22 protein-coding genes and 1 pseudogene are annotated in these 21,988 nt (G+C 34.9%); 7 read left to right on the top strand and 16 right to left on the bottom strand.

Annotated features, from left to right (window positions below):
* Window positions 1-2 precede the first annotated feature (2 nt).
* The gene (recX, locus tag ACX9TM_RS02645; protein ID WP_000268502.1) at window positions 3-815 is read right to left on the bottom strand and encodes a recombination regulator RecX; all 813 of its coding nucleotides are present in this window, start codon (window positions 813-815) and stop codon (window positions 3-5) included.
* An 81-nt stretch (window positions 816-896) separates the two neighbouring features.
* On the opposite strand from recX, the gene ACX9TM_RS02640 reads away from it, so the two are divergent.
* From ACX9TM_RS02640 to ACX9TM_RS02625, 4 genes are all read left to right on the top strand, one after another.
* Complete coding sequence (locus ACX9TM_RS02640) at window positions 897-1,802, top strand: TIGR01777 family oxidoreductase (RefSeq protein ID WP_000684382.1); 906 nt, start codon at window positions 897-899, stop codon at window positions 1,800-1,802.
* Window positions 1,803-1,941: 139 nt separating this feature from the next.
* Complete coding sequence (locus ACX9TM_RS02635) at window positions 1,942-3,072, top strand: amidohydrolase (protein WP_000698319.1); 1,131 nt, start codon at window positions 1,942-1,944, stop codon at window positions 3,070-3,072.
* Window positions 3,073-3,313: 241 nt separating this feature from the next.
* The gene (locus ACX9TM_RS02630) at window positions 3,314-3,871 is read left to right on the top strand and encodes a GNAT family N-acetyltransferase (RefSeq protein ID WP_000914737.1); all 558 of its coding nucleotides are present in this window, start codon (window positions 3,314-3,316) and stop codon (window positions 3,869-3,871) included.
* Window positions 3,872-3,980: 109 nt separating this feature from the next.
* Window positions 3,981-4,100 (top strand): YfhE family protein, encoded by a 120-nt coding sequence (locus ACX9TM_RS02625; RefSeq protein ID WP_000358482.1) that lies wholly within the window; start codon window positions 3,981-3,983, stop codon window positions 4,098-4,100.
* Between the two features lie 368 nt (window positions 4,101-4,468).
* On the opposite strand, the gene ACX9TM_RS02620 is transcribed toward ACX9TM_RS02625, so the two are convergent.
* The 13 genes and pseudogenes from ACX9TM_RS02620 to ACX9TM_RS02560 form a co-directional block, all read right to left on the bottom strand.
* The gene (locus tag ACX9TM_RS02620; RefSeq protein ID WP_000594691.1) at window positions 4,469-5,635 is read right to left on the bottom strand and encodes a diglucosyl diacylglycerol synthase; all 1,167 of its coding nucleotides are present in this window, start codon (window positions 5,633-5,635) and stop codon (window positions 4,469-4,471) included.
* 412 nt (window positions 5,636-6,047) lie between these two features.
* Window positions 6,048-6,779, bottom strand: a complete 732-nt coding sequence (gene pflA, locus ACX9TM_RS02615) for a pyruvate formate-lyase-activating protein (protein ID WP_000238458.1) — start codon at window positions 6,777-6,779, stop codon at window positions 6,048-6,050.
* Between the two features lie 70 nt (window positions 6,780-6,849).
* Complete coding sequence (gene pflB, locus ACX9TM_RS02610; protein ID WP_000195471.1) at window positions 6,850-9,099, bottom strand: formate C-acetyltransferase; 2,250 nt, start codon at window positions 9,097-9,099, stop codon at window positions 6,850-6,852.
* A 152-nt stretch (window positions 9,100-9,251) separates the two neighbouring features.
* The gene (locus ACX9TM_RS02605) at window positions 9,252-9,473 is read right to left on the bottom strand and encodes a hypothetical protein (protein WP_002094217.1); all 222 of its coding nucleotides are present in this window, start codon (window positions 9,471-9,473) and stop codon (window positions 9,252-9,254) included.
* The gene (locus ACX9TM_RS02600) at window positions 9,442-10,986 is read right to left on the bottom strand and encodes a glycosyltransferase family 2 protein (RefSeq protein WP_013141734.1); all 1,545 of its coding nucleotides are present in this window, start codon (window positions 10,984-10,986) and stop codon (window positions 9,442-9,444) included. Before ACX9TM_RS02600 ends, ACX9TM_RS02605 begins: the two co-directional genes overlap by 32 nt.
* Complete coding sequence (locus tag ACX9TM_RS02595) at window positions 10,979-11,944, bottom strand: UDP-N-acetyl-alpha-D-glucosaminuronate decarboxylase (protein ID WP_000037014.1); 966 nt, start codon at window positions 11,942-11,944, stop codon at window positions 10,979-10,981. Before ACX9TM_RS02595 ends, ACX9TM_RS02600 begins: the two co-directional genes overlap by 8 nt.
* Window positions 11,941-13,182, bottom strand: a complete 1,242-nt coding sequence (locus ACX9TM_RS02590; RefSeq protein ID WP_001088925.1) for a nucleotide sugar dehydrogenase — start codon at window positions 13,180-13,182, stop codon at window positions 11,941-11,943. Before ACX9TM_RS02590 ends, ACX9TM_RS02595 begins: the two co-directional genes overlap by 4 nt.
* Window positions 13,175-14,719: a glycosyltransferase family 2 protein gene (locus ACX9TM_RS02585; RefSeq protein WP_001266465.1), complete on the bottom strand. Its 1,545-nt coding sequence runs from the start codon at window positions 14,717-14,719 to the stop codon at window positions 13,175-13,177. Before ACX9TM_RS02585 ends, ACX9TM_RS02590 begins: the two co-directional genes overlap by 8 nt.
* A gap of 13 nt (window positions 14,720-14,732) precedes the next feature.
* Entirely contained in the window at window positions 14,733-14,927 is a 195-nt protein-coding gene (locus ACX9TM_RS02580) for an LSm family protein (protein ID WP_000899469.1), read from the bottom strand.
* A gap of 16 nt (window positions 14,928-14,943) precedes the next feature.
* Window positions 14,944-15,345, bottom strand: a complete 402-nt coding sequence (locus tag ACX9TM_RS02575) for a hypothetical protein (protein ID WP_000335530.1) — start codon at window positions 15,343-15,345, stop codon at window positions 14,944-14,946.
* Window positions 15,346-15,500: 155 nt separating this feature from the next.
* Window positions 15,501-16,748: a serine hydrolase domain-containing protein gene (locus tag ACX9TM_RS02570; RefSeq protein WP_000371812.1), complete on the bottom strand. Its 1,248-nt coding sequence runs from the start codon at window positions 16,746-16,748 to the stop codon at window positions 15,501-15,503.
* 253 nt (window positions 16,749-17,001) lie between these two features.
* On the bottom strand, window positions 17,002-18,504 hold the full coding sequence (gene nagE / locus ACX9TM_RS02565; protein WP_000938900.1) for an N-acetylglucosamine-specific PTS transporter subunit IIBC: 1,503 nt from the start codon (window positions 18,502-18,504) through the stop codon (window positions 17,002-17,004).
* Window positions 18,505-18,645: 141 nt separating this feature from the next.
* Window positions 18,646-18,760, bottom strand: a pseudogene (locus tag ACX9TM_RS02560) (transcriptional regulator).
* Window positions 18,761-18,829: 69 nt separating this feature from the next.
* Here ACX9TM_RS02560 and glsA point away from each other — a divergent pair.
* Both glsA and ACX9TM_RS02550 read left to right on the top strand, forming a co-directional pair.
* Window positions 18,830-19,759 (top strand): glutaminase A, encoded by a 930-nt coding sequence (glsA, locus tag ACX9TM_RS02555; RefSeq protein ID WP_001149850.1) that lies wholly within the window; start codon window positions 18,830-18,832, stop codon window positions 19,757-19,759.
* A gap of 174 nt (window positions 19,760-19,933) precedes the next feature.
* Window positions 19,934-20,275 carry a DUF3969 family protein gene (locus ACX9TM_RS02550; protein ID WP_000766604.1) on the top strand — a complete coding sequence of 114 codons (342 nt, stop codon included), beginning with the start codon at window positions 19,934-19,936 and terminating at the stop codon, window positions 20,273-20,275.
* A 22-nt stretch (window positions 20,276-20,297) separates the two neighbouring features.
* Here the strand turns inward: ACX9TM_RS02550 and ACX9TM_RS02545 are convergent, their stop codons facing one another.
* Both ACX9TM_RS02545 and ytaF read right to left on the bottom strand, forming a co-directional pair.
* On the bottom strand, window positions 20,298-20,456 hold the full coding sequence (locus ACX9TM_RS02545; RefSeq protein WP_000532409.1) for a hypothetical protein: 159 nt from the start codon (window positions 20,454-20,456) through the stop codon (window positions 20,298-20,300).
* 114 nt (window positions 20,457-20,570) lie between these two features.
* Window positions 20,571-21,182, bottom strand: a complete 612-nt coding sequence (gene ytaF, locus ACX9TM_RS02540) for a sporulation membrane protein YtaF (RefSeq protein ID WP_000100724.1) — start codon at window positions 21,180-21,182, stop codon at window positions 20,571-20,573.
* A 129-nt stretch (window positions 21,183-21,311) separates the two neighbouring features.
* Between ytaF and ACX9TM_RS02535 the strand changes: the two genes are divergently transcribed.
* Complete coding sequence (locus ACX9TM_RS02535; RefSeq protein WP_001123715.1) at window positions 21,312-21,965, top strand: helix-turn-helix domain-containing protein; 654 nt, start codon at window positions 21,312-21,314, stop codon at window positions 21,963-21,965.
* Window positions 21,966-21,988 lie beyond the last annotated feature (23 nt).

Below are 21,988 nucleotides of genomic sequence, written 5' to 3'. Positions count from 1 at the left end.
CCTCATTCCTCTTCGCGTTTCATTTGCAAAAATATCTCGATTTCATCAATAGAGAATCCTTTTCGATATAACGCTTGTTTCATCTTGTTTTCAAATGTCCATCCATCATGCTTCTTATATTTCTCATAATATTTATTCCCATGATAGTGTAACGCTTCTTGTTGCTTTTCGTCATCTTTTTCGTCTTTCAATTCTTCCAAACAAATTTGAATTACTTCTCTAGAATATCCTTTTCGAACAAGCATCTCATCTAACTTTAGTTTCATTTGTAAAAAAGAATGTTTTTGATAAGATTTTTTCTTCTTCTCTATGAGAAACAAGGCATTCTCAATTTGCTTTTCCTTCGGATATTCTTGTAAACTATGTGTAATAATTAAATCCTGAACACCTTTATTTAATAACTCTCTTTTAATAACAGTTGGACCTTTTCGATTCACATTACTTTGCGTTCGCGTATATAAAACAGCATACTCTTTATCATTAATATATCGGTCATGTAATAATTTCGAAACGACTTCAGAGATGATGGCCTGTCCCACTTCTTTTTTTCGTAAAAAATCTTCTATTTCTTGTTTTGTTCTCATTTGATAGGATAAATAGGAGATTGCTTGTAAATATGCTTTTTGTACTTCTTCATTGTACAAAATATTCCCTAACTCGATTTCATCAATTTCTAAGCCCTTTTGTAATCCATGTTTTATTAAGATTACTTGATCCACACTAAATCCGTACTCTTCGCCTTGACCTTTATCAATATAAATATTAAATCGTTCTTTCGATCGTTTTTGTACTTCTATTTTTGTAATGACAGCCATACTCTCACCTCTCTATTATTTTAACATAGTCGAGGAACATTTTTTCTTTTCAAGAATATATATAATGAGGAGGAAATACTTGTGAAAATCGCAATTTCTGGTGGTACAGGCTTTATCGGTAAATCCCTTTCTACTTTTTTTATTCAAAAAGGATATACTGTTTACATTCTCACACGAAAAAAAACTACTGAAACTTCCGACCCTAACCTTCAGTATGTTCAATGGACACCAGATTTACAAACCTTCCCCCTCTCTTCTATTGATGTAGTTATTAATCTAGCCGGAGAGTCTATTAATAGTAGATGGACAAAGCAACAAAAGAAAGCCATTTTAAACAGTAGAATTCAAACAACAAAAGGACTCATTAAACAATTGCAGGGACTCCATACAAAGCCACACACATTTATTAACGCAAGTGCTATTGGATACTACGGAACATCTGAAATAGAGTCTTTTACAGAACAGCATGAGACTCCTGGAAATGACTTTTTAGCAAATACAGTATATTCATGGGAACAAGAAGCATCTAAAGCACGTTCTCTCGGAATACGAACAATCTACGCAAGATTTGGAGTCGTATTAGGCGCAAATGGAGGAGCTCTTCCAAAAATGCTACTTCCCTATCAATTCTATATCGGCGGCACCATTGGTTCTGGGAAGCAATGGTTATCATGGATTCATATAGACGACGTCGTTCGTATGATGGATTTCATCATACACAAAAAAGAAATTGATGGTCCTCTTAATATGACAGCACCAACACCCATAAGAATGAAGGAATTTGGAGAAAACATTGCAACTATAATGAACAAGCCTCATTGGTTGCCTGTACCTTCATTTATCATTCAAACTTTATTAGGTGAAATGAGCATACTTGTACTAGAAGGGCAACGTGTATTACCCATTAAGGCAATTGAACATGGATACCAATACACATTTCCGGCAATAGACCATGCATTACAAAATATACTTTCGCATACAATGTAGTACTTCTAAAACACAATTTTACATGGGCTCTTTCAAAACTTTCATTTTCTAGGATCCGAAGCATTACCATACAAATAACCTTTCAGTTACTTTCCCTTAACTTCCATTAGCATTATAAAGTAACAGAAATGAGGTACCTATGAAAATATTGCTCAAACAAGCCATTGTATACCCTATTACATCTCAAAAGTTTCAAGGCGATGTACTCGTTACAGGAGAGCGAATTACCGAGGTCAAACCTTTTATTCAACCTACTCAAGATATGACCGTTATAGATGCACGAGCACTCCATCTCTTACCTGGCTTTATTGATGTCCATACTCACCTTGGTCTCTATGATGAAGGCACTGGTTGGGCTGGAAATGATGCCAATGAAACATCTGAAGTTTCAACACCACATATTCGTTCTTTAGATGGGATCCACCCTTTGGATATCGCCTTTCAAGACGCTGTACAAAACGGAATTACAACCGTCCACGTTATGCCTGGCAGTCAAAATATTATCGGGGGGACTACTTGTGTAATAAAAACAGCTGGAACTTGTATTGATCATATGATTATTCAAGAACCTGCTGGTTTAAAGATTGCCTTTGGAGAAAATCCTAAAAAAGTCCATAGTAATGGAACAAAAGAATCCATTACACGTATGGGGATTATGGGGTTACTTCGGGAATCATTCTATGAAGCACAACACTACGGGCACGAAGCTGATTTTCGAATGCTTCCTATTTTAAAAGCATTACGTCGTGAAATACCCGTACGTATCCACGCTCACCGAGCAGATGATATTAGTTCTGCGCTACGCTTTGCAACGGAATTCAACCTCGATCTACGTATTGAACATTGTACAGAAGGACACTTTCTTGTTGAAGAGCTTTCGAAACATAATTTGAAGGTTTCAGTTGGTCCCACTCTGACACGTCGTTCTAAAATCGAACTAAAAAACAAGACATGGGATACTTACCATATATTATCTAAAAATGGTGTGGAAGTTTCTATAACAACAGATCATCCTTATACACCCATTCAATATTTAAATATTTGTGCCGCTGTCGCAGTAAGAGAAGGATTAGACGAGAAAACAGCACTAGAAGGAATTACCATATTCCCAGCGCGAAATTTGCGTTTAGAGGATAGAATTGGAAGCATCGAGGTTGGAAAAGACGCCGATCTCGTGTTATGGACTCATCATCCTTTCCATTATTTAGCCAAGCCTGTACTAACTATGATTGATGGAAAAATAATTTACAAAAAAAATAAAAAAAACTAGTTTATTTTTTTGACTAGATAAAGTATTATACGATTATAAACTGAATGAAACCATAATCAATTTGTGTCGTGATTATCATTTTCAAATTGATGAATGGGGAAGGCAAATGGTGCGCCACCAGCGTTAGAAACTGGTTCTAGTGGGTTCGATTCCCACCCCGAAATTTTTTAAAGATTGATATAAAAATTTCGAGGGTGGGGTGTTTTTTCGTCATGCTACCCTCGTGTGAGGAGGAGTTAGTATGTTGAAAAAACGCGACTTACACGACAGCCACGTTCTATACGAGTTAATGGTGGATCCAGCTGTCTTCCCTTTTGTGCGTCAAAAGGCTTATTCTTATGAAGAATATTTATTCTTAACAAAACAAACGATTGAAGCTGAAGAGCGTGGTGAATTAATTTCACGCACAATTTTAGATGAATGGGGTAACCCTATCGGAACAATTACTTTATTTGATGTGCAAGAAAAAGCTGGATTTCTCGGGACATGGCTTGGCAAACCATATCATGGAAAAGGCTATAATAAATTGGCAAAAGATTCATTTTTTAGTGAACTTTTCTATGAATTAGATATTGAAACAATTTTCATGCGTATTCGTAAAATAAATATTCGTTCTATTAAAGCTGCAGAAAAACTGCAATATGTGAATCTAGCAAACGAAACAAGAAAAGCCGTATATGATGAAATTAACGCAAACGAAGAAGTATATAACTTATATGAAATTCCAAAAGATCAATACACACTTGCTACAATGCGAGATACAACCTTCCAAGATGCTCATCAATTAAAAGAAGCATAATCTAAATTTTCTGAAATGATAATCAATCATTAACATTTTCCATATGCGTATATCCCCTCATGTCTTTGGAAACGATAAATAGTAACTTTAAGACACGAGGTGATTTGTAATGGATAAAAAGAAACGTGATAAAGCAAAAAACACATTATCTAGTACACAAGAAGTTCTCTATCAACGCGAATTTCAAAAAGCAGATCGTGCAGCAGGATATCGCTCGAAAAGCATTTAAAGTGAAAATGAATAATTAGAAGTTTCCCCCCTAATTATTCATTTTCATTACATAATTTTCTCGATTGATAAAAGTAAGCAAAAAGCCCCTTATACATAAGGGGCTTTTTTTGCTGTGGACAACTTTATCCACAAAACCAACAGAATTGTTAGTAATTTTCAAAAACATTTAATATTTTTCTATATTAAAGCATATATCAGCTGTTTTAATTGTGGATATTTTTCTAAAAATTGTGGACAATGTGGATATAGTTGTTAATATTCCGACTTTACTGTTTAATGAAAGCGCAATCCTTTTGTGGATAACTGGCTGAATTTTCTTTGAAAATAATAAAGAACCCTCTTTACATATACAAAGAGGGTTTCATATTAAGTAAAAGATTGTGCAAGAGCAGGTGATTTAATAGGTATATGACGCGGTTCTGCATGATTTTCTGCCAAAATTGCATCTACAATATGACCAGCTGGCTCTGGAAGATAGATGCTTTTCATTGCTTCTTTCATTTGAAGAAGCTTCACATCATCTTGTAATAATGCCTCTGTTTTTGCAAAAACCTCACTATCATCGCGAATGACAACTGCTGCTCCCTTTCTTTCAAAGTACATCGCATTTTCATTTTCTTGTCCTGGAACAGGCTTATATAAAATGACAGGTACTTGCAACGCTGCTGCTTCACTTAATGTTATTCCGCCTGGCTTCGTAATCATACAAGAAGTAACACGGAATAATTCATCAATATTTTCAACATACCCAAACACTTTTAATGCATCGGAATTTTGCTTCTGTAAACTTAATAAATCCTGTTTTAAAGCTTCATTTTTCCCACAAACAACAACTACTTGTAAATTAGGCACTGACATAAATGATTGGCATAGTTCTTTTACATTTCCTAATACCCCATGAGCACCTGCTACAATTAGTAAAATCTTTTTATTCTTACATAACTGATATTTAGTATATATGATTTCTGGATTTACCTTTAACTCAAAACTACTCCGAATTGGAATTCCTGTTTCAACAATTTGTTCCGCAGGTACACCGATATCAACCATCAATTCTTTCACATGATCCGTTGCAACAAAATAACGATCTACTTCTCGATGAATCCATATTTTGTGCACGCAAAAATCCGTTAATACGTTATAGACAGGAATTGAAATACCTGTTTGTTTCTTCAATTCTGGTACAGCGATAATTGGAAATGTATTAATTACAATATCTGGTTTCTCCACCTGTAATAGTGTTTTCAAACGTTTTCTTCCAAAGTTCGCATACCAAGATGCTATTTTCTTATCATAAATTTTTTCTACCCCGTAATAAAACAAACGATATAATTCTTTTCCTATTGTATAACTTTTTAAATATAGATATTTTGTAATGTCAGTTATAAATGGATGTGATTCTCCAAACAAGTCGCATACAATAACATCTTCAATTCCTTTTTGGCGAAATGTTTGTTCTAATGTTTTTGCTACTTGCACATGACCATTACCGTAATGTGCAGTTAATATTAAAACCTTGGGGTTTTTTATCAAACAAATCCACTCCTAGCTTTTTGTTTCTCCATATTGCATATACGACAATAGGAAAAACATTTTCCTTAAAAATTACATAAACAGATTCTAATAATTCCCTTTCAGCTATGTACCTGTCGTGGATATGCAAAGCATATAAGATTGACCCCTTAATCCTATCTGTGCTCATATCTTTACATTATACTTTCCTATAAGAGCTTTCGCAATAACTTACAAATGTTCTCTATTCCATGATACTCACTCTTTTACTTCTTAATTCTTTTTACTATTTTGATTTCCCTTTACAATTATGTAAATTTCTCCATTTATTCCGTACAAAATTATGGATATTCTACTTTCAGTATACTCTTTTATCAATATATACTCTAGATTTTATTGTAAAGAAAGCAAAAAGCCTAATCCAATATTTGGATTAGACCGCTTGTAAAATATATTTAGCATGTTCTACATTTTTCTCAGTAGGTGGTTCTACATTTGCGAGTGGATACTTGTGTCCAAGCGCCTCCCATTTATATACACCAAGCTTATGATATGGTAACACTTCAACTTTTTGAACATTAGACAGACTTTGAATAAAGCTAGATAGTTTTTGTAGATCCTCTTCATTATCCGTAACACCAGGAACTAATACGTGTCGTACCCAAATCGGTTTATTCTTATCCGATAAATAACGAGCAAATTGTAAAATATGTTCATTTGGTTTCCCTGTTAATTTACGATGCTTTTTGGAATCGATATGTTTCAGATCCAATAAAACTAAATCTGTATAATCCATTAAAATATCTAGCTTATTTTGGAATTCTGGTTCCTCAGAATAACAACCACCAGAAGAATCGATTGTTGTATGGATACCAGCCGCTTTACACTTTTTAAACAACTCAATTAAAAAGTCTAGCTGTAATAATGGCTCTCCACCGCTAACTGTTATACCGCCTCCGGAAGCTTCAATAAATGGAAGGTAACATGTCACATCCTGCATCACTTCTTCAACTGTTATTTCTTTACCTTTACCGATTTCCCACGTATCAGCATTATGACAATATTGACAACGTAATAAACACCCTTGTGTAAATATGACATAACGAATCCCCGGGCCATCAACAGTACCACAAGACTCTACAGAATGTATTCTTCCTTTTACCATGTTACTTCCTCCTTTATTGAAACAGCCTCCCTTCGCTATATATTAAGAGCGAAGGGACACCTTTTTTCATTTACATGCTTTCATGCATTGTACGGTTAATTACATCAATTTGTTGTTCACGAGTTAATTTAATAAAGTTTACAGCATAACCAGATACACGAATTGTTAATTGTGGATACTTCTCAGGATGTTCCATTGCATCCATTAATGTTTCACGGTTAAATACGTTAATATTTAAGTGGTGCCCTTCTTTTACTGCATAGCCATCAAGCATTGATACTAAATTACGTACTTGTACATCATCTTCTTTACCAAGTGCTTTCGGAATAATAGAGAATGTATTAGAAATACCATCTTGTGCATCTTCATATGGTAATTTAGCCACAGATAATAATGAAGCTAATGCACCTTTTGTATCGCGTCCATGCATTGGGTTCGCACCTGGTGCAAATGGTTCTCCAGTACGGCGGCCATCTGGAGTATTACCAGTTTTCTTACCGTAAACAACGTTAGATGTGATTGTTAAGATTGACATTGTATGAACAGAGTTTCTGTATGTTTTATGTTTACGAAGTTTATTCATAAATGTTTTTACAAGATTTACAGCAATCTCATCTACACGATCATCATTGTTACCGTATTTAGGGAAATCTCCTTCAATCTCGAAGTCAACTGCAATACCATTTTCATCACGAATTGGTTTTACTTTTGCGTACTTAATTGCACTTAATGAATCTGCTACTACAGATAGACCAGCGATACCTGTTGCCATTGTACGAAGAACGTTTGTATCATGAAGTGCCATTTCAATACGTTCATAGCTATATTTATCATGCATGTAATGGATAACATTTAATGTGTTTAAATATAGACCCGCTAACCATTCCATTGTCATATCAAACTTATGCATAACTTCTTCATAATTTAATACTTCAGAAGTAATTGGTGCGTACTCAGGACCAACTTGTGCTTTTGACTTTTCATCTTTGCCACCGTTAATCGCATATAATAATGCTTTGGCTAAGTTTGCACGAGCTCCGAAGAACTGCATTTGTTTACCGATTCTCATTGCAGATACGCAACATGCAATACCGTAATCATCGCCGTATTCAGGACGCATAATGTCATCATTCTCATATTGAATTGCTGATGTTTTAATAGACATTTTCGCACAGTAGTTTTTAAAGTTCTCTGGTAATTGTTTAGACCAAAGAACAGTTAAGTTTGGTTCTGGAGCTGGTCCTAAATTATCTAATGTATGCAAGAAACGGAATGAGTTCTTTGTTACTAATGGACGACCATCTAATGCCATACCACCGATAGATTCAGTTACCCAAGTTGGGTCACCAGAGAATAATTCATTATAATCAGGTGTTCTTGCGAATTTCACAAGACGTAATTTCATAATGAAGTGATCGACAATTTCTTGTACTTCTTCTTCTGTTAAAGTACCATTTGCTAAATCTCTTTCAATGTAAATATCTAAGAATGTAGAAGTACGTCCAAGACTCATTGCAGCTCCGTTTTGTTCTTTAATCGCTGCAAGGTATGCGAAGTATAACCATTGGAATGCTTCTTGTGCATTTGTTGCTGGCTTAGAAATATCGAAGCCATGAGAAGCAGCCATTTCTTTTAACTCTTGAAGTGCACGCATTTGCTCAGATAACTCTTCGCGTAAACGCATTGTATCTTCGCTCATTACACCACCAGTTAAATTCAAATCAGCTTTTTTCGCTTCAATTAAATGATCAATACCATATAACGCTACTCGGCGATAGTCACCGATAATACGTCCACGTCCGTATGCATCTGGAAGACCAGTAATAACACCTGATTTACGTGCATTTCTCATTTCTGGTGTGTATGCATCAAATACACCTTGGTTATGAGTTTTTCTCCACTCTCTAAAAATACGACTAAGTTCTTTATCCATTTCGTATCCATAAGATTCACAAGCTTGTTCTGCCATACGAATACCACCATATGGTTGTAAAGAACGTTTAAATGGTTTATCAGTTTGGAAACCGACTACTTTTTCAATATCTTTATTTAAGTATCCTGGGTCATGTGATGTAATAGAAGAAACAATTTTTGTATCCATATCAAGAACGCCACCGTTTTCACGTTCTTTCGTTGTTAAATCCATTACTTGATCCCAAAGTTGTTTCGTTGCTTCAGTTGCTTCTGCTAAGAAAGATTCGTCCCCTTCGAAAACGTTTACATTATTTAAAATGAAATCGCGAACATCAATCTCTGCTTTCCATTTTTCACCTTTAAAGTTTTCCCATGCGTTTTTAACATTTTCTAATACTTGAGTCATCCTAATCTCCTCCATTTTTGATTAGTACAGGACTAAGATTTTTTATATAACAGCTTACACACTTAGAATACTACTTTTTTACGAAAGTGAACGAAATAGTTGTGACATGTTTGTGAAATGTTGAGCAAACTACTATATATATAGTGTTAACTTCATTTAAAAGTCTTTAAAATTAACCCTTTCCTTAATTGTATTTTTTTGGTATCCTTATATACGAGTCCTATTTTGTAATATAAGAACAATACCCATTGTAGAGCTGTAATACTCTTATCTCCTAATCTGTTATAGTTTTTATAACAGAACAAAAAAGTGTACACATGTTGTACACTTTTTTTGTTACTTCTATAAAACATCTCTTTTTCTATTGCCATCATAGAATCCGCCACGATTGTCTGTTAATGCAATTATTTGATCTAGTCCTTCTATATGATCACCTATAATTCGAAGTACAGCTGGTGGATGACCTATTTTAGCAAAATGTTCACTGGGACGAATACGGTTCATCTTATCGACCTCAACACGACTTACACATGCAACTTCAAATCCTGAAAGAATAGCTTTCACTTGGGCTACACACGGCGCCAGTAAAGATCTATACCCAATTTCTTTCAAACACTTACGGCTAAACGCATTCGGTACAGCGATAAGAGAGCCTACGCCTAGATCTTTTCTATCACAAGCTAAATTTAATGCATATTTAAATGCAGTTACAAGATGAAGCGGTACTCTTAAATCTAAATAATGATTTAGATCATTTAATGCAACATCTGTTCCATCTGCAATAGCTTTCGCAAAAGGATATAGCTCACTCGCTGGAATAACAAAATCGCCATCTATAAATAACACAATTTCTCCTTTTGCAAAATACGTTCCAAGTGAGCGCCCCACATCATTTCCGAGTGCTTCTTTATATACAATTGTCGTTGCCCCTTTGTCTTTTGCAATTTTTTTCGTTTTATCTGACGAACCATTTACGACAACGATAATTTCGAAGGGTTCAATTTTGCGAAGCTCTTCTATAACGTTTCCAATTGTTTTCTCTTCATCTTGTACGGGAATAACAACCGATAGTTGCTTTCCTTTATAGAAATCAGATGTAACACCCCACCCTTGATAAAACTCTTCAAAACTTAAAGTATGATAGACACTATCCCTTTTCCTATTTCCATCATAATATCCTCCGCGCTCATCACTGCTTAATATCCGTTCTGCTACTGCTTCTATATGATCACCTATCATTCTTTTTTCAGATTGGGAAAGATTTGTCCCATATGCAGCATGCTGGAATGGACGAAATTTATTCGGCGTAATAACGTCAATAGCACAATGACGACTAATTCTCCATTTACTTTGAACTAGGCGTAAATGAGCCACAATAGGATTAACAAAACATTCATATCCGATGCTTTGAACGACTTCTTTCGTCAGCGCATGAGGTACATCTAATAAAGAATTCATTTTTAATTCTTCACGCTCTAACATTGCATTTAATATTTGGCGCCATACTGTAATAGAAGTGGTTTTTTGCCTTTTTAAAAATAATGCATCCAAATTATTTAAAACTACATCTGCCTGATCGTATAAAATCGGATTAAGGAATAATTTTAATTTTGAAGTTGGAATAGCAAAATCACCATCTATAAATAGTAATACATCACCTATCGCATGTTTTGCGCCGACTGCACGTCCAACATCGTTCCCTAGTAGCTCTGTATGCTTGATTACTTTACACCCTAAACGATCTGCAACATCTTCTGTTCCATCATTACAACCGTTTGCTACTACAATGATTTCTACTGGATTTAATGGTCTTACCGATTGAATAACGTCTGAAATCGTATCGACCTCATTACATGCAGGAATAATAACAGATAATGACTTAGCCATTGTTTTGTTCACGAAACCACTTAATTGTTTCCTTCAATCCGTTTTCCCACGTTACTTTCGCCTGAAATTGAACAAGCTCTTTTAATTTTGTTACATCTGGTCTTCTATTTGGAATTTCTTCAAAACCATGAGGATATACTTCTTCAAAAGGCACTTGGACAATCTTCGAAGAAGAATTCGTTAATTTTTTAATTACTTCTGCTACTTCTTTTATGCTCTTTTCATTCTCAGAACCTATATTAATAATCTCACCATTTACCTTCTCATCCATTGCCCGAATCGTTGCCTCTACCGCATCACTTACATACGTAAAACAACGTGTCTGCTTTCCATCTCCATATACGAGAATGTCTTCTCCTTGCAGTGCCGCGCGGATAAATCGCGGGATTACTCCTGCATATGGACCATCTTTCGCTCTTGGACCATAAATATTAAAGTATCGAACAATCGTTACTGGTAACCCTTCTAATGCGTACCCTAAACATAATGTCTCTTCCAACGTTTTACAAACTGCATAACTCCAACGAATTTTAGATGTTGCCCCGTACAATCGATCTCCCTCTTCAGAGAAAGGCGGCTTGGCCTTACCATATACTTCTGAAGTAGAAGCAAAAACTACTTTCTTCTTTCCTTTTAACGCTGCTTGTAAAACATTTCTTGTCCCATCAAAATTCGTTTCTATGAGCTCTATACTTTTTTCCATTGTTGTTTTCACACCTAAAATTGCTGCTAAATGAAACACGACATCATGCTGATCTACTAATTCATAAATAGAATTTTTATCTAAAACACTTATTGGAATAACACGGATTTCTTTCATTAACTCTTTATGGTACTTATTTTTACCTTTATAAAAGTTATCCACAACAGTGACCTCATAACCTCTTCTTATCAACTCTTCAGCTAAATGCGACCCGATAAATCCGGCCCCACCTGTAATTAAACATTTCTTACTCATTTACTCACCTTCTTTACAATCCCGCGTGTATCTATTACTCGATCCATTCCTTTAAAAAGCTTCCAATCAATATTAGAATGATCCGTTAAAATTAAAATACAATCCGCTTTTTTAACTTTTTCTTCATCTAAAGAAACAGATTGGTACACCTTATCTCCAATTTCTGCGGAAGAAATATAAGGATCATGATATTCTATCTCGTATCCTTGATTTCTTAATAATTGAATAATCGGTAACGCTGGTGATTCTCTCAAATCATTTACATCTTTTTTATACGCAATCCCTACAATTAACACCGTTGCAGGTAATTGCACCACACTTTTTACTTTGCGGACCATTTTCTCTGGCATTTCTTCATTAATTATATGTGCAGCCTCAATTAATTGACTAATTGCCCCATTCTTTTTTATTCTCCATTGAAAATATAAAGGGTCTACGGGAATACAGTGTCCCCCTATCCCTGGCCCTGGCCAATACGGAGTAAACCCAAATGGTTTTGTAGATGCCGCTTCAATGGCCTCATAAAAATCAATGCCTAAACTTTCACATAGTGTGTTTAGTTCATTTACTAAAGAAATGTTAACTAAGCGCTGAATATTTTCAAATAGCTTGCACATCTCTGCTACTTTCGGAGAGCTAACAGGTACAACTTCGTCAAAAATGGTACTATATAAATCCTGTACCTTTTGTTTACACTTTTCTGTTTGTCCACTAATAACTTTTGGAATAGCTTGAACTGAATATTGACTATTTGCTGGATCAATTCTCTCAGGGGAATATCCGATATAGAAATCTTCCCCTACCTTTTTACCATTTTGAGAAATAATAGGTAGGATGACTTCTTCAAGTGTGCCTGGATATGTGGAGCTTTCAAAAATGAAGGTTTGTCCTTTTTGAAGGTTTTGTTGTATATAATGCGAAGCTGAAATGAGGGCACTTAAGTCTGGTTCTCTTTGTTCATTAATTGGAGTCGGGACAGTGACAATAACATAATCACTATTTTGAAAATCAGCAATGCCTTGATCCGGTGTATTTACTGTTAATTTTTTTTTCGTCAATAAACTTTGTAACTCTTTAGAAGAAACATCCGGAATATAACTTTCTCCTTTTATAATTGAGTCTATTTTCCTAATATCTTTATCTAATCCAAGTACTGTATGCCCTCTTTCTGCAAAATGTACCGCTAAAGGAAGGCCAACATACCCTAGCCCAATAATAGCTACTTTACTACTATTCATTTGTATTCTCTTCTTCCCTTCTCAATTGTTGAATTACATCTCTATCTCTATCTCCATCTGTAAAACCACCACGTTCGTCCGTACATTGTAATAAATACGCAACCGCTTCAAGTTGATCACCGAAAATACGATCAAACGCTGAAATACGCCCATTTACAAATTCGTGTTGCTCTGGACGTATGCGATTTGTTTTTATAACATCTACTAACTCTACTGTTGTAATAGAGAATCCTTCTAAAATAGCTTTCACTTGTGCTAATGGCGGAATGATAAGGGAATCATATCCTATTTTCTCTATTACCTTCTTATGAATGGCATGTGGTACAGCAGTTAGTGAGTTATTCCATAAATCTGGTCGTTTCGCTATCAAATTCACAAAGTATTTTCCCATACTAATTGGATCTGCTGGATGAAACATATCTAATAAGCATTGTAAATCATTTAACACCACGTCATTTCCATCTTCAACAGCATGTAAAAATAGAGTGAGTTTTTTTGCTGGAATAACAAGATCACTATCAACGAATAAACAAATATCTGCCGTAGCATGCATGGCACCTATTGCTCGTGCTACATTATGTCCAAGCGCCTTCGTAAATTCAACAACAATAACATTCTCTAGCTTTGCCTGTTTAACAGTCTCAACATCTGCTCCATTCGCGACAACTATAATTTCATCTACACCTGCTTCTTTCACTTCTTTTATAACAGACCTTATGGTTATTTTCTCTTCTGATACTGGGATAATGGCACTATATTTCGCTTTATTCTTTTGTAATAAAACTGGTTTATACTTTCCTACAAACTCTCTATCTCTATTGTTCTCTGAAAAACCACCGCGTTTACCATATGTTTCGATTACGTATTGTAAAGCTCGCAAATGATCACCCATAATACGACTAGTCGCTTTCGGATAAGGAGAGCCAGGTGATGTACCAGTATGCACAGGTCGAACTTTATTTGTGTAGATGACATCAACTGAAGCCATATCAGAAATATCTACTCCTCTAGACATCGCCATCGCTTGAAATAATGCTGGATCTGCTAAATTCCACCACCCCAGTTTTTCAATCACTTTACGACTTATCGCATGTGGTATTGCAATTAAAGATCCTACAACAAACTCTTTCTTGTTCAAATAACGATTTAACATATATTTTCCAACCGTCGTATAATGCGGTCTCATCTTCAAGTAAACGGACCATGTTAAATTATTTAAAACAATCTCATGCCCTTGTCGTATTCCTTTAATAAAATTGTATAATTCTTCACTTTTCATGACGATATCACCATCTAAAAACAAAACAATCTCACCTTTTGCTTCTCTAGCACCAATTGCCCGTCCCACATCATTACCAAGAGAATCTCTATAATAAATCACACGGCAATTATGCTGTAATGCTATTTCCTTCGTCCCATCTGTAGATCCATTATCTACTATGATAACTTCATATGGTTCGAGTTTTCTTACCTCTACTAAAACTTTTGATAAAGTACTTGCTTCATTATGCACTGGAATAACAACTGACACTCTCATACTTGTATCACTCTTACCCTTCCAAGCGAACATAAGCAATAATAGGAATACGCACAACTACATCTTCTGGTGGTCCATAAGAAGGAGAAGTACGAACAATTACTGCCCCATCCGTCACAGATAAAAGAACGCCTGCAATGATTTCTACAGCTGTCACAACTTGCACTAGTTCGCCAACATGGTTACGTAATTCATCAGTAAATAACATATATAAGTCTCCTTTCTTACGCTTCTTTAATTGATATAATACTTATAAATGGTAATAAAACCTCTGTTCCTATTCCTTCTTGCAATGTTAAGAAGTCATCACCAACTGCTACAATAACACCTGTTAATTGTCCAACTGTCACCGTAATTTCTACGTTTTTACCTAAATACTGCTTTGCAATTTCTTTAAAAGGTGATGTATTGCATTCTTTTAAAATGTTACAAATAATAGATTGAAATCTACTTGATTCAATAACTTCTTCCGTAGCTTGCTTAGAGTTTCTTTGAATAAATCTCGCGAAGTTTTGTGAAAATAAAAGTCTTTCCACAGCAGGCAATAACTTATTATCTAAAAAATAATCTAATTGTCTATTAAACAATCTTGATAATTTATGCCAATATTTTCTGAACAGACACATACACTTCTCCTCCTATTATTTTTAGATTATAAAATTTTACATCCATACATCTTAATGTATACAAAATGGATATTTTTGTGATAGGTAAGACATACATTTTCTAAAAGAAATATTTGTTTCAGAGCATAAAAAAAACTATCCAAAAGGATAGTTTCTTACACTTCAATATTCCGCAATATCGAATAAATGTCATTATTCACTTTACCAAATGATTTAATATTATTTTGAATGTTAGATAATAAAACAACATATACACTACCATTTTTACTAAATCCGTTTAAGCAATTCCAACCTGGCATTACACCATGATTCGAATAGCTTCCTGGGTCTACGTACCATCCAAACCCGTAATCCTTTTTTCCACCCGTAAACATTTGATCGTAACTCTCTTTTGAAATTAATTTTCCAGAGTATAACGCCTCATTAAATAAATATAAATCATGTGCACTCGTATATATATCACCACAACCATAAAGTTGTGACATGCTTGGAATATTAGGTGTTGTCATATTATTATTTACTATTTTATAACCCGTTGATGGGAATCTTGTTTGTTCTAACGCTGTGCCAAAGCCAGAATGTTTCATACCCGCAGTAGCAAAAATATGTTGTTTAATATATTCTTCGAGTGACTGCCCACTTACCTTCTCTGCAATATAAGCAAGTATAGAGTAGTTCGAATCAGAATACTTCCACTTCTCTCCCGGACCACCAATACGCTTTTGATTTCCTATCCGCTTTATCAGTTCTTCATGAGAAATATCTTCTTTTCCCTGCTCATATTCGGGAATCCCTGATGTATGTGTTAATAGATGTTTTAGCTGAATATTATTACCTTGTGGAAAATCTGGAATATACTTCGCAACAGTATCTTCTACTTGTAATTTATTTTGATCTTTCAATTGCATAATAGCAGTTGCTACAAACGCCTTTGAAATAGAACCAATATAAAAAGTCGTCTCTGAATTATTCGGTACTTGCTGCTCTTTATTTGCCATACCGTACCCTTTATTCAGAAGAACTTTTCCGTTCTTCACAATAACAGCTGTCCCGCTAAATCCTGCGTTTTGTAAATACTGGTCCAATTGAGCGTTTTCATTAATTTCTTGAGGTGGTCCTTCAGCAGGTTTCTCCGCTGCTTGCGCTTGCTTCATTTGTTCTTCCTGCTCTTTTTGTTTTTGCTTCTGTACTTCTTGTTTCTTTTTTTCTTCTTTCTTTTTTAACTCTTCTTGTTTCTTCATTTCTGCTGCCGCTTTTAAAGTTTCTTCTTTCTTATTATGCGCAACAATTTTTGTATACATGAAATATACAAGTGATAATAGTAAGACGAGAATGATTGTTCTTTTTATGTATACAATCGGCCGATGTGCTTTCCCATTCGCATTATTTTTTTCCTGATCCATAATTGCTTTTTTCCCCTTACTCACCAATAATTTAATTCCTCTACTAAAGATTCGTTTTAGTAGATTATGGATAATCCATTCTATATCATCCCTACTTTATCACGCACTGCACATATTACCAACCTATATGTACAAAAAAGAAAAAGAAAATTTACAAAAGTAAGATTCCCGTTAAATTATTAACAAAAAAAAGAGGATATCCTCTAAAAAATTGATGTTATCAATCTTTTGGGACATCCTCTTATCTCATTATTTATACGTGTTTTTTCATATCATCGGCAACAGATTCAACATTTGTACCTACGATAACTTGTACACTAGTATTACTTAATTTCATAACACCTTTTGCACCAGCACGTTTTAATGCTGCTTCATTTACTTGACCAGCATCTTTTACTTGTAAGCGTAGACGTGTTGCACAGTTATCAATAACTGTTAAGTTTTCTTTTCCGCCTAAAGCTGCTACGTAAGTTTCACCAATTGAACCTGCAACTGGTGCATCACCATCTTCAACTAACTCATCGTCATCTTCACGACCAGGAGTTTTTAAATCGAACTTCTTAATTAAGAAGTAGAATACTATGAAATAAATTGCTGCGTAAATTAAACCGATACCTGCTAGTAAGACTGGTTTTGTTGCAATACCGAAGTTTAAAGCATAATCGATTGCACCGGCACTAAATGAGAAACCATCATGAATGCCAAGTGATGTTGTAATGAATAAAGAAAGACCTGTTAGTACAGCATGAATACCATATAATACTGGTGATAAGAACATGAATGAGAATTCAATAGGCTCTGTAATACCAGTTAAGAATGAAGTTAATGCTAGACCAGCTAACATACCAGTAACTGCTTTACGCTTTTCTGGTTTAGCAGCTGCAATCATTGCGAAACATGCTGCTGGTAAACCGAACATCATAACTGGGAAGAAACCAGTCATAAACATACCTGCTGTTTTGTCACCTGCAAGGAAACGAGCAATATCACCATTAACAACATTACCTGCTGCATTTGTAAAGTCCCCAAATACAAACCAGAAGTATGTGTTCATTACGTGGTGTAAACCAATTGGGATTAATAAACGGTTTAATAAACCAAATAATCCTGAACCAATTGCACCTAAATTAACAATTCCATGAGCTAATGCATCAATACCATTTTGAATTGTTGGCCAAATTTGTGCAAATAGAATTCCTAATATCAGCATCACAACTGATGTAACAATTGGAACGAAACGTTTTCCAGCAAAGAAACCTAACCATTCTGGAAGTTTAATCTTATGGAATTTATTATAAAGAAGTCCTGCTATAACACCAACAATAATACCACCTAAAACTTTCATATCTACTTTAGTCGATAATTCAGCAGCCTTAGATACTTGTGTCATTGTATCCGCAAGCTTAGATGGATCTACATTTGCGCTATTACCTATTAAATCTTGGACTTTACCTAATTTACCTTGTAATTCAGCAGTTGAATACCCTTTGCTAAGTGCATCAATACTATTTTTCATAACAAGATAACCAATTGCACCTGCAAGACCTGCTGCACCACTACCATCCACTGAAAGACCGATTGCAATACCAATTGCAAAAATAAGTGCTAAGTTATCAAAAACTGCTGCGCCGGCCTGTGCCATAACAGGAATATCAAATACATCTGGTTGCCCTAAACGAAGCAATAATCCTGCTGCTGGTAGTACTGCGATCGGAAGCATTAAAGCTTTACCAATACGTTGTAAAAACTGCAACATTTTAATTCCCCCTAATTTAATTTATGAAATCGTTATCATTATAAGTACGCTTTAGAAAACGCTTTCTATTACATAACCATAATAACATATAGTTGTATAGATGTGTAGTTTTTATTTCCGAACTTTTTATGGATAAATCTCCTATTTCCAAACTGTTATATAAAAGGAAAATTCTCCTTTTTAAAATACAGAATACTCGAAACGAAAGACCTATTATAGCACATTGAACTTTCGTTTTATCATTCCACTTTTTCATGTTATTATTTATTTCCGAGCATATCGGGAAAAGTAAACTTAGTTAATTCAAAATAGGAGCGTTGGTACTATGCAGTGCATTGAAACAAACAACTTACAACAGTTGTTAGAACAAGTAAAACCATATACAAAAAAAGGAAAACTTGCTACTTATATCCCCGAACTAGGAAATGCAAATCCAGACGATTTAGGGATTGCCATTTTCCATAAAGAAACAGAATATATCCATGCAGGCAACTCACAAACACTATTTACTCTTCAAAGTATTTCCAAAGTAATTACACTTGCCCTTGCCCTTTTAGACCGTGGTGAAGAATATGTATTTTCTAAAGTTGGAATGGAACCAACGGGTGACCCATTTAATTCTATTATTAAGTTAGAAACGACAAGTCCGTCCAAACCCCTTAATCCAATGATAAATGCAGGAGCATTAGCTATTACAAGCATGTTAGCAGGAAAAGATAACGAGGAAAAAATGGAACGTATTCTTCATTTTGTACGTGAAATAACAGATAATCCTACTATTAATTATTCCTCTAAAGTTGCCGATTCAGAACTAGAGACAGCTTACCTAAACCGTTCACTTTGTTATTATATGAAACAAAACGGAATTATCGATTGTGATATTGAAGAACTTATGGATTTATATACTCGTCAATGCGCAGTTGAAGTAAACTGCATCGATTTAGCACGTATCGGCTTAATTTTTGCAATGGATGGATATGATCCATATAAAAAGAAACAAATCATCCCTAAACATATTACAAAAATTTGCAAAACATTTATGGTCACATGTGGTATGTATAACGAATCTGGTGAATTTGCAATTCGTGTTGGTATTCCTGCAAAAAGCGGTGTAGCCGGTGGTATTTTTGGCTGCGTAAAAGGAGACATGGGAATCGGTATTTTCGGACCAGCTTTAGATGCAAACGGAAATAGTATTGCTGGTTTTAAAATTCTTGAACTTCTTTCTGCTCAAGAAGGTTGGAGCATTTTTTAATCGCGAGTTATCCTGCTATACTAGCAGGATTTTTTATTTCGCCAAAACCTCAATTTTGTGAGTTATCAATCTTCTTATAAAAACAGTGCTGAAAGTTTCTCTATATCATGCATATTTGTTCCCCCCTCCTGAATAATATAGTACAACCTAGCGCTATATGTGGAGGTGTGAAAGATGAAACTAATATTTCAAATGGGAAAACAACCTGTTCTTGAAAAAACAATCCTTCTTTTTATATTGAGTATTGTAGAAAGCTTGAAGTTAAAAGTTGTTTCACTCGACGAAGCTCACCGATACATATTCAATTTAGAAGTACTTGAATTATTAATGGATCGGAACATCGATGATCAAGTACTTGAACTTATTCATTTCGGGATGGGACTTGAAGACATTTATCATGTGCTTCCTGAAGAACTTGAGCATACGATTGAGGAATTAAAATGGCTTTGCATTCAAGTATTAAGTGAGTACAGTATGCATGAAGAATCGGAACAATTAATTGAAGATATACGGTAAAAAAGCACCTATGTAGGTGCTTTTAATGTTTTTTTAAACTATTTTTATACGCCTCAATATTTACTGGTAGCTCTTCCTCTTCCAAAGTATGTTCATTTACATCTTTATGAATGAACGCACCTTTAGGTGGTTGATGATCATGCCCTTTTTTCTTATGATCAAATGCTTTCCCGCGCCCCATACAAATCCCCCTTTCTTAAAAGAAATCCGTATTAGTATGGAGAAAAGTACGTCGATATATGCAATCCCTTGCTGTATTTCCAAGGAAATACTCGAACCTTGTTTTCTACTCTCCTTACAACAACTGATCAATCCCAATAAGAATTAATAACACTCCTGCGATAACTGTCGCCCATTTCCCTAAGTATTCTGCTAAAAATCGTTTTCCTACATACGCAAAACCACTAATACAAATAAAACTAAACACCCCAGAAATAGTCGCTGTCAGCCAAAGATTTAAATTTGTTATCCCAGCATCAAATCCACCTGCAATATTATTAATAGACAACGCAATCCCTAATACAATTGCTTCTGAAAAACTAATTGTTTTAGAACCATCAAAATCTGCTTTTTCTGGATCACGTAAAATTCCCATAAGTACATTACCATCTTTAGAGCCTACGGTATTTCTTTGCCCCAAGAAAGGCTGACACAAAATAAACACCCCGATTATCCCTAAAACTATCGCTCCAATCAGGTTTGCTGTAAACTCTGAAATAAATAACGCAATCCAGTTCCCAAAAAATCCAGCTAATAAAGTAAATAAAAACCCAAAAAATGCGATGATAAAATTGTTGAACCACGAAATTCTAATTTTACGAATGCCATATGCAATCCCAACACCTGCATTATCTAAATTAGAAGCAATCCCGATTAAAAAAATTGAAAATAGACCTGCCGTACTCATAAATAGCCACCCCTTTTCCTCACTTTTCCATGCATCTTATGAAAATGTTGAGCAACTGTGCCTGTCTGTTTCATATACATGTAATAAATGCTCAACATTTTTTCAACAATAAAAAGGAGTGCCTTCGCTATGCCTAAAGAAAATCCAAATGAGCGGCTTAGTAGATTAATAAAAAAACTTTTAAAAGAACGTGCCTTATCTATGCGCCAACTCGGAATGCTTACAAATATTGATCCCGCAACAATCTCAAGAATTATGAATGGTAAACAACCGCCAAAACAAAAACACCTACAAAAATTCGCAGAATGTCTACAAGTTCCACCCCAATTGTTATTTGATGAAATGTATCCTGATTCTCCTCACATTAATAAAGAAAAGACGGATATGTACACATCTCTTGATACCATTCAGCAAACTCTGCAATCCTCTAACTTATTCGATTTCGATTACACTACAACTCGCGTAAAACAAGAACTCGAAAATTACGAACGCTATGCCCAGACAACAGAAGGCGAAAAACGTATTCATGACAGTTTTGCAAGCAAATTAGAGCAAATTGATAGTGCTGGTCCTTTTATTGAACAATTAACAGATATGTATCAACAATTTTGTAATGAAACCATTTCAAAAGAAGAACGTGCAGTTCTTGGGAGCGCATTACTTTATTTCATATTATCGACAGATATTATTCCCGACTATCTCTTTCCAATTGGCTATTTAGATGATGCGATTGCCGTTGAATTAGCGAAAGAGAAATTAATTGAACTAAAACGAAAGACATAGAAAAATAAAGAACTATTTCAGTT

The organism is Bacillus sp. LH1 (assembly GCF_057924895.1).
Note: the sequence above shows the minus strand (reverse complement) of the source record. Positions and strands in the feature narration are given on the sequence as shown.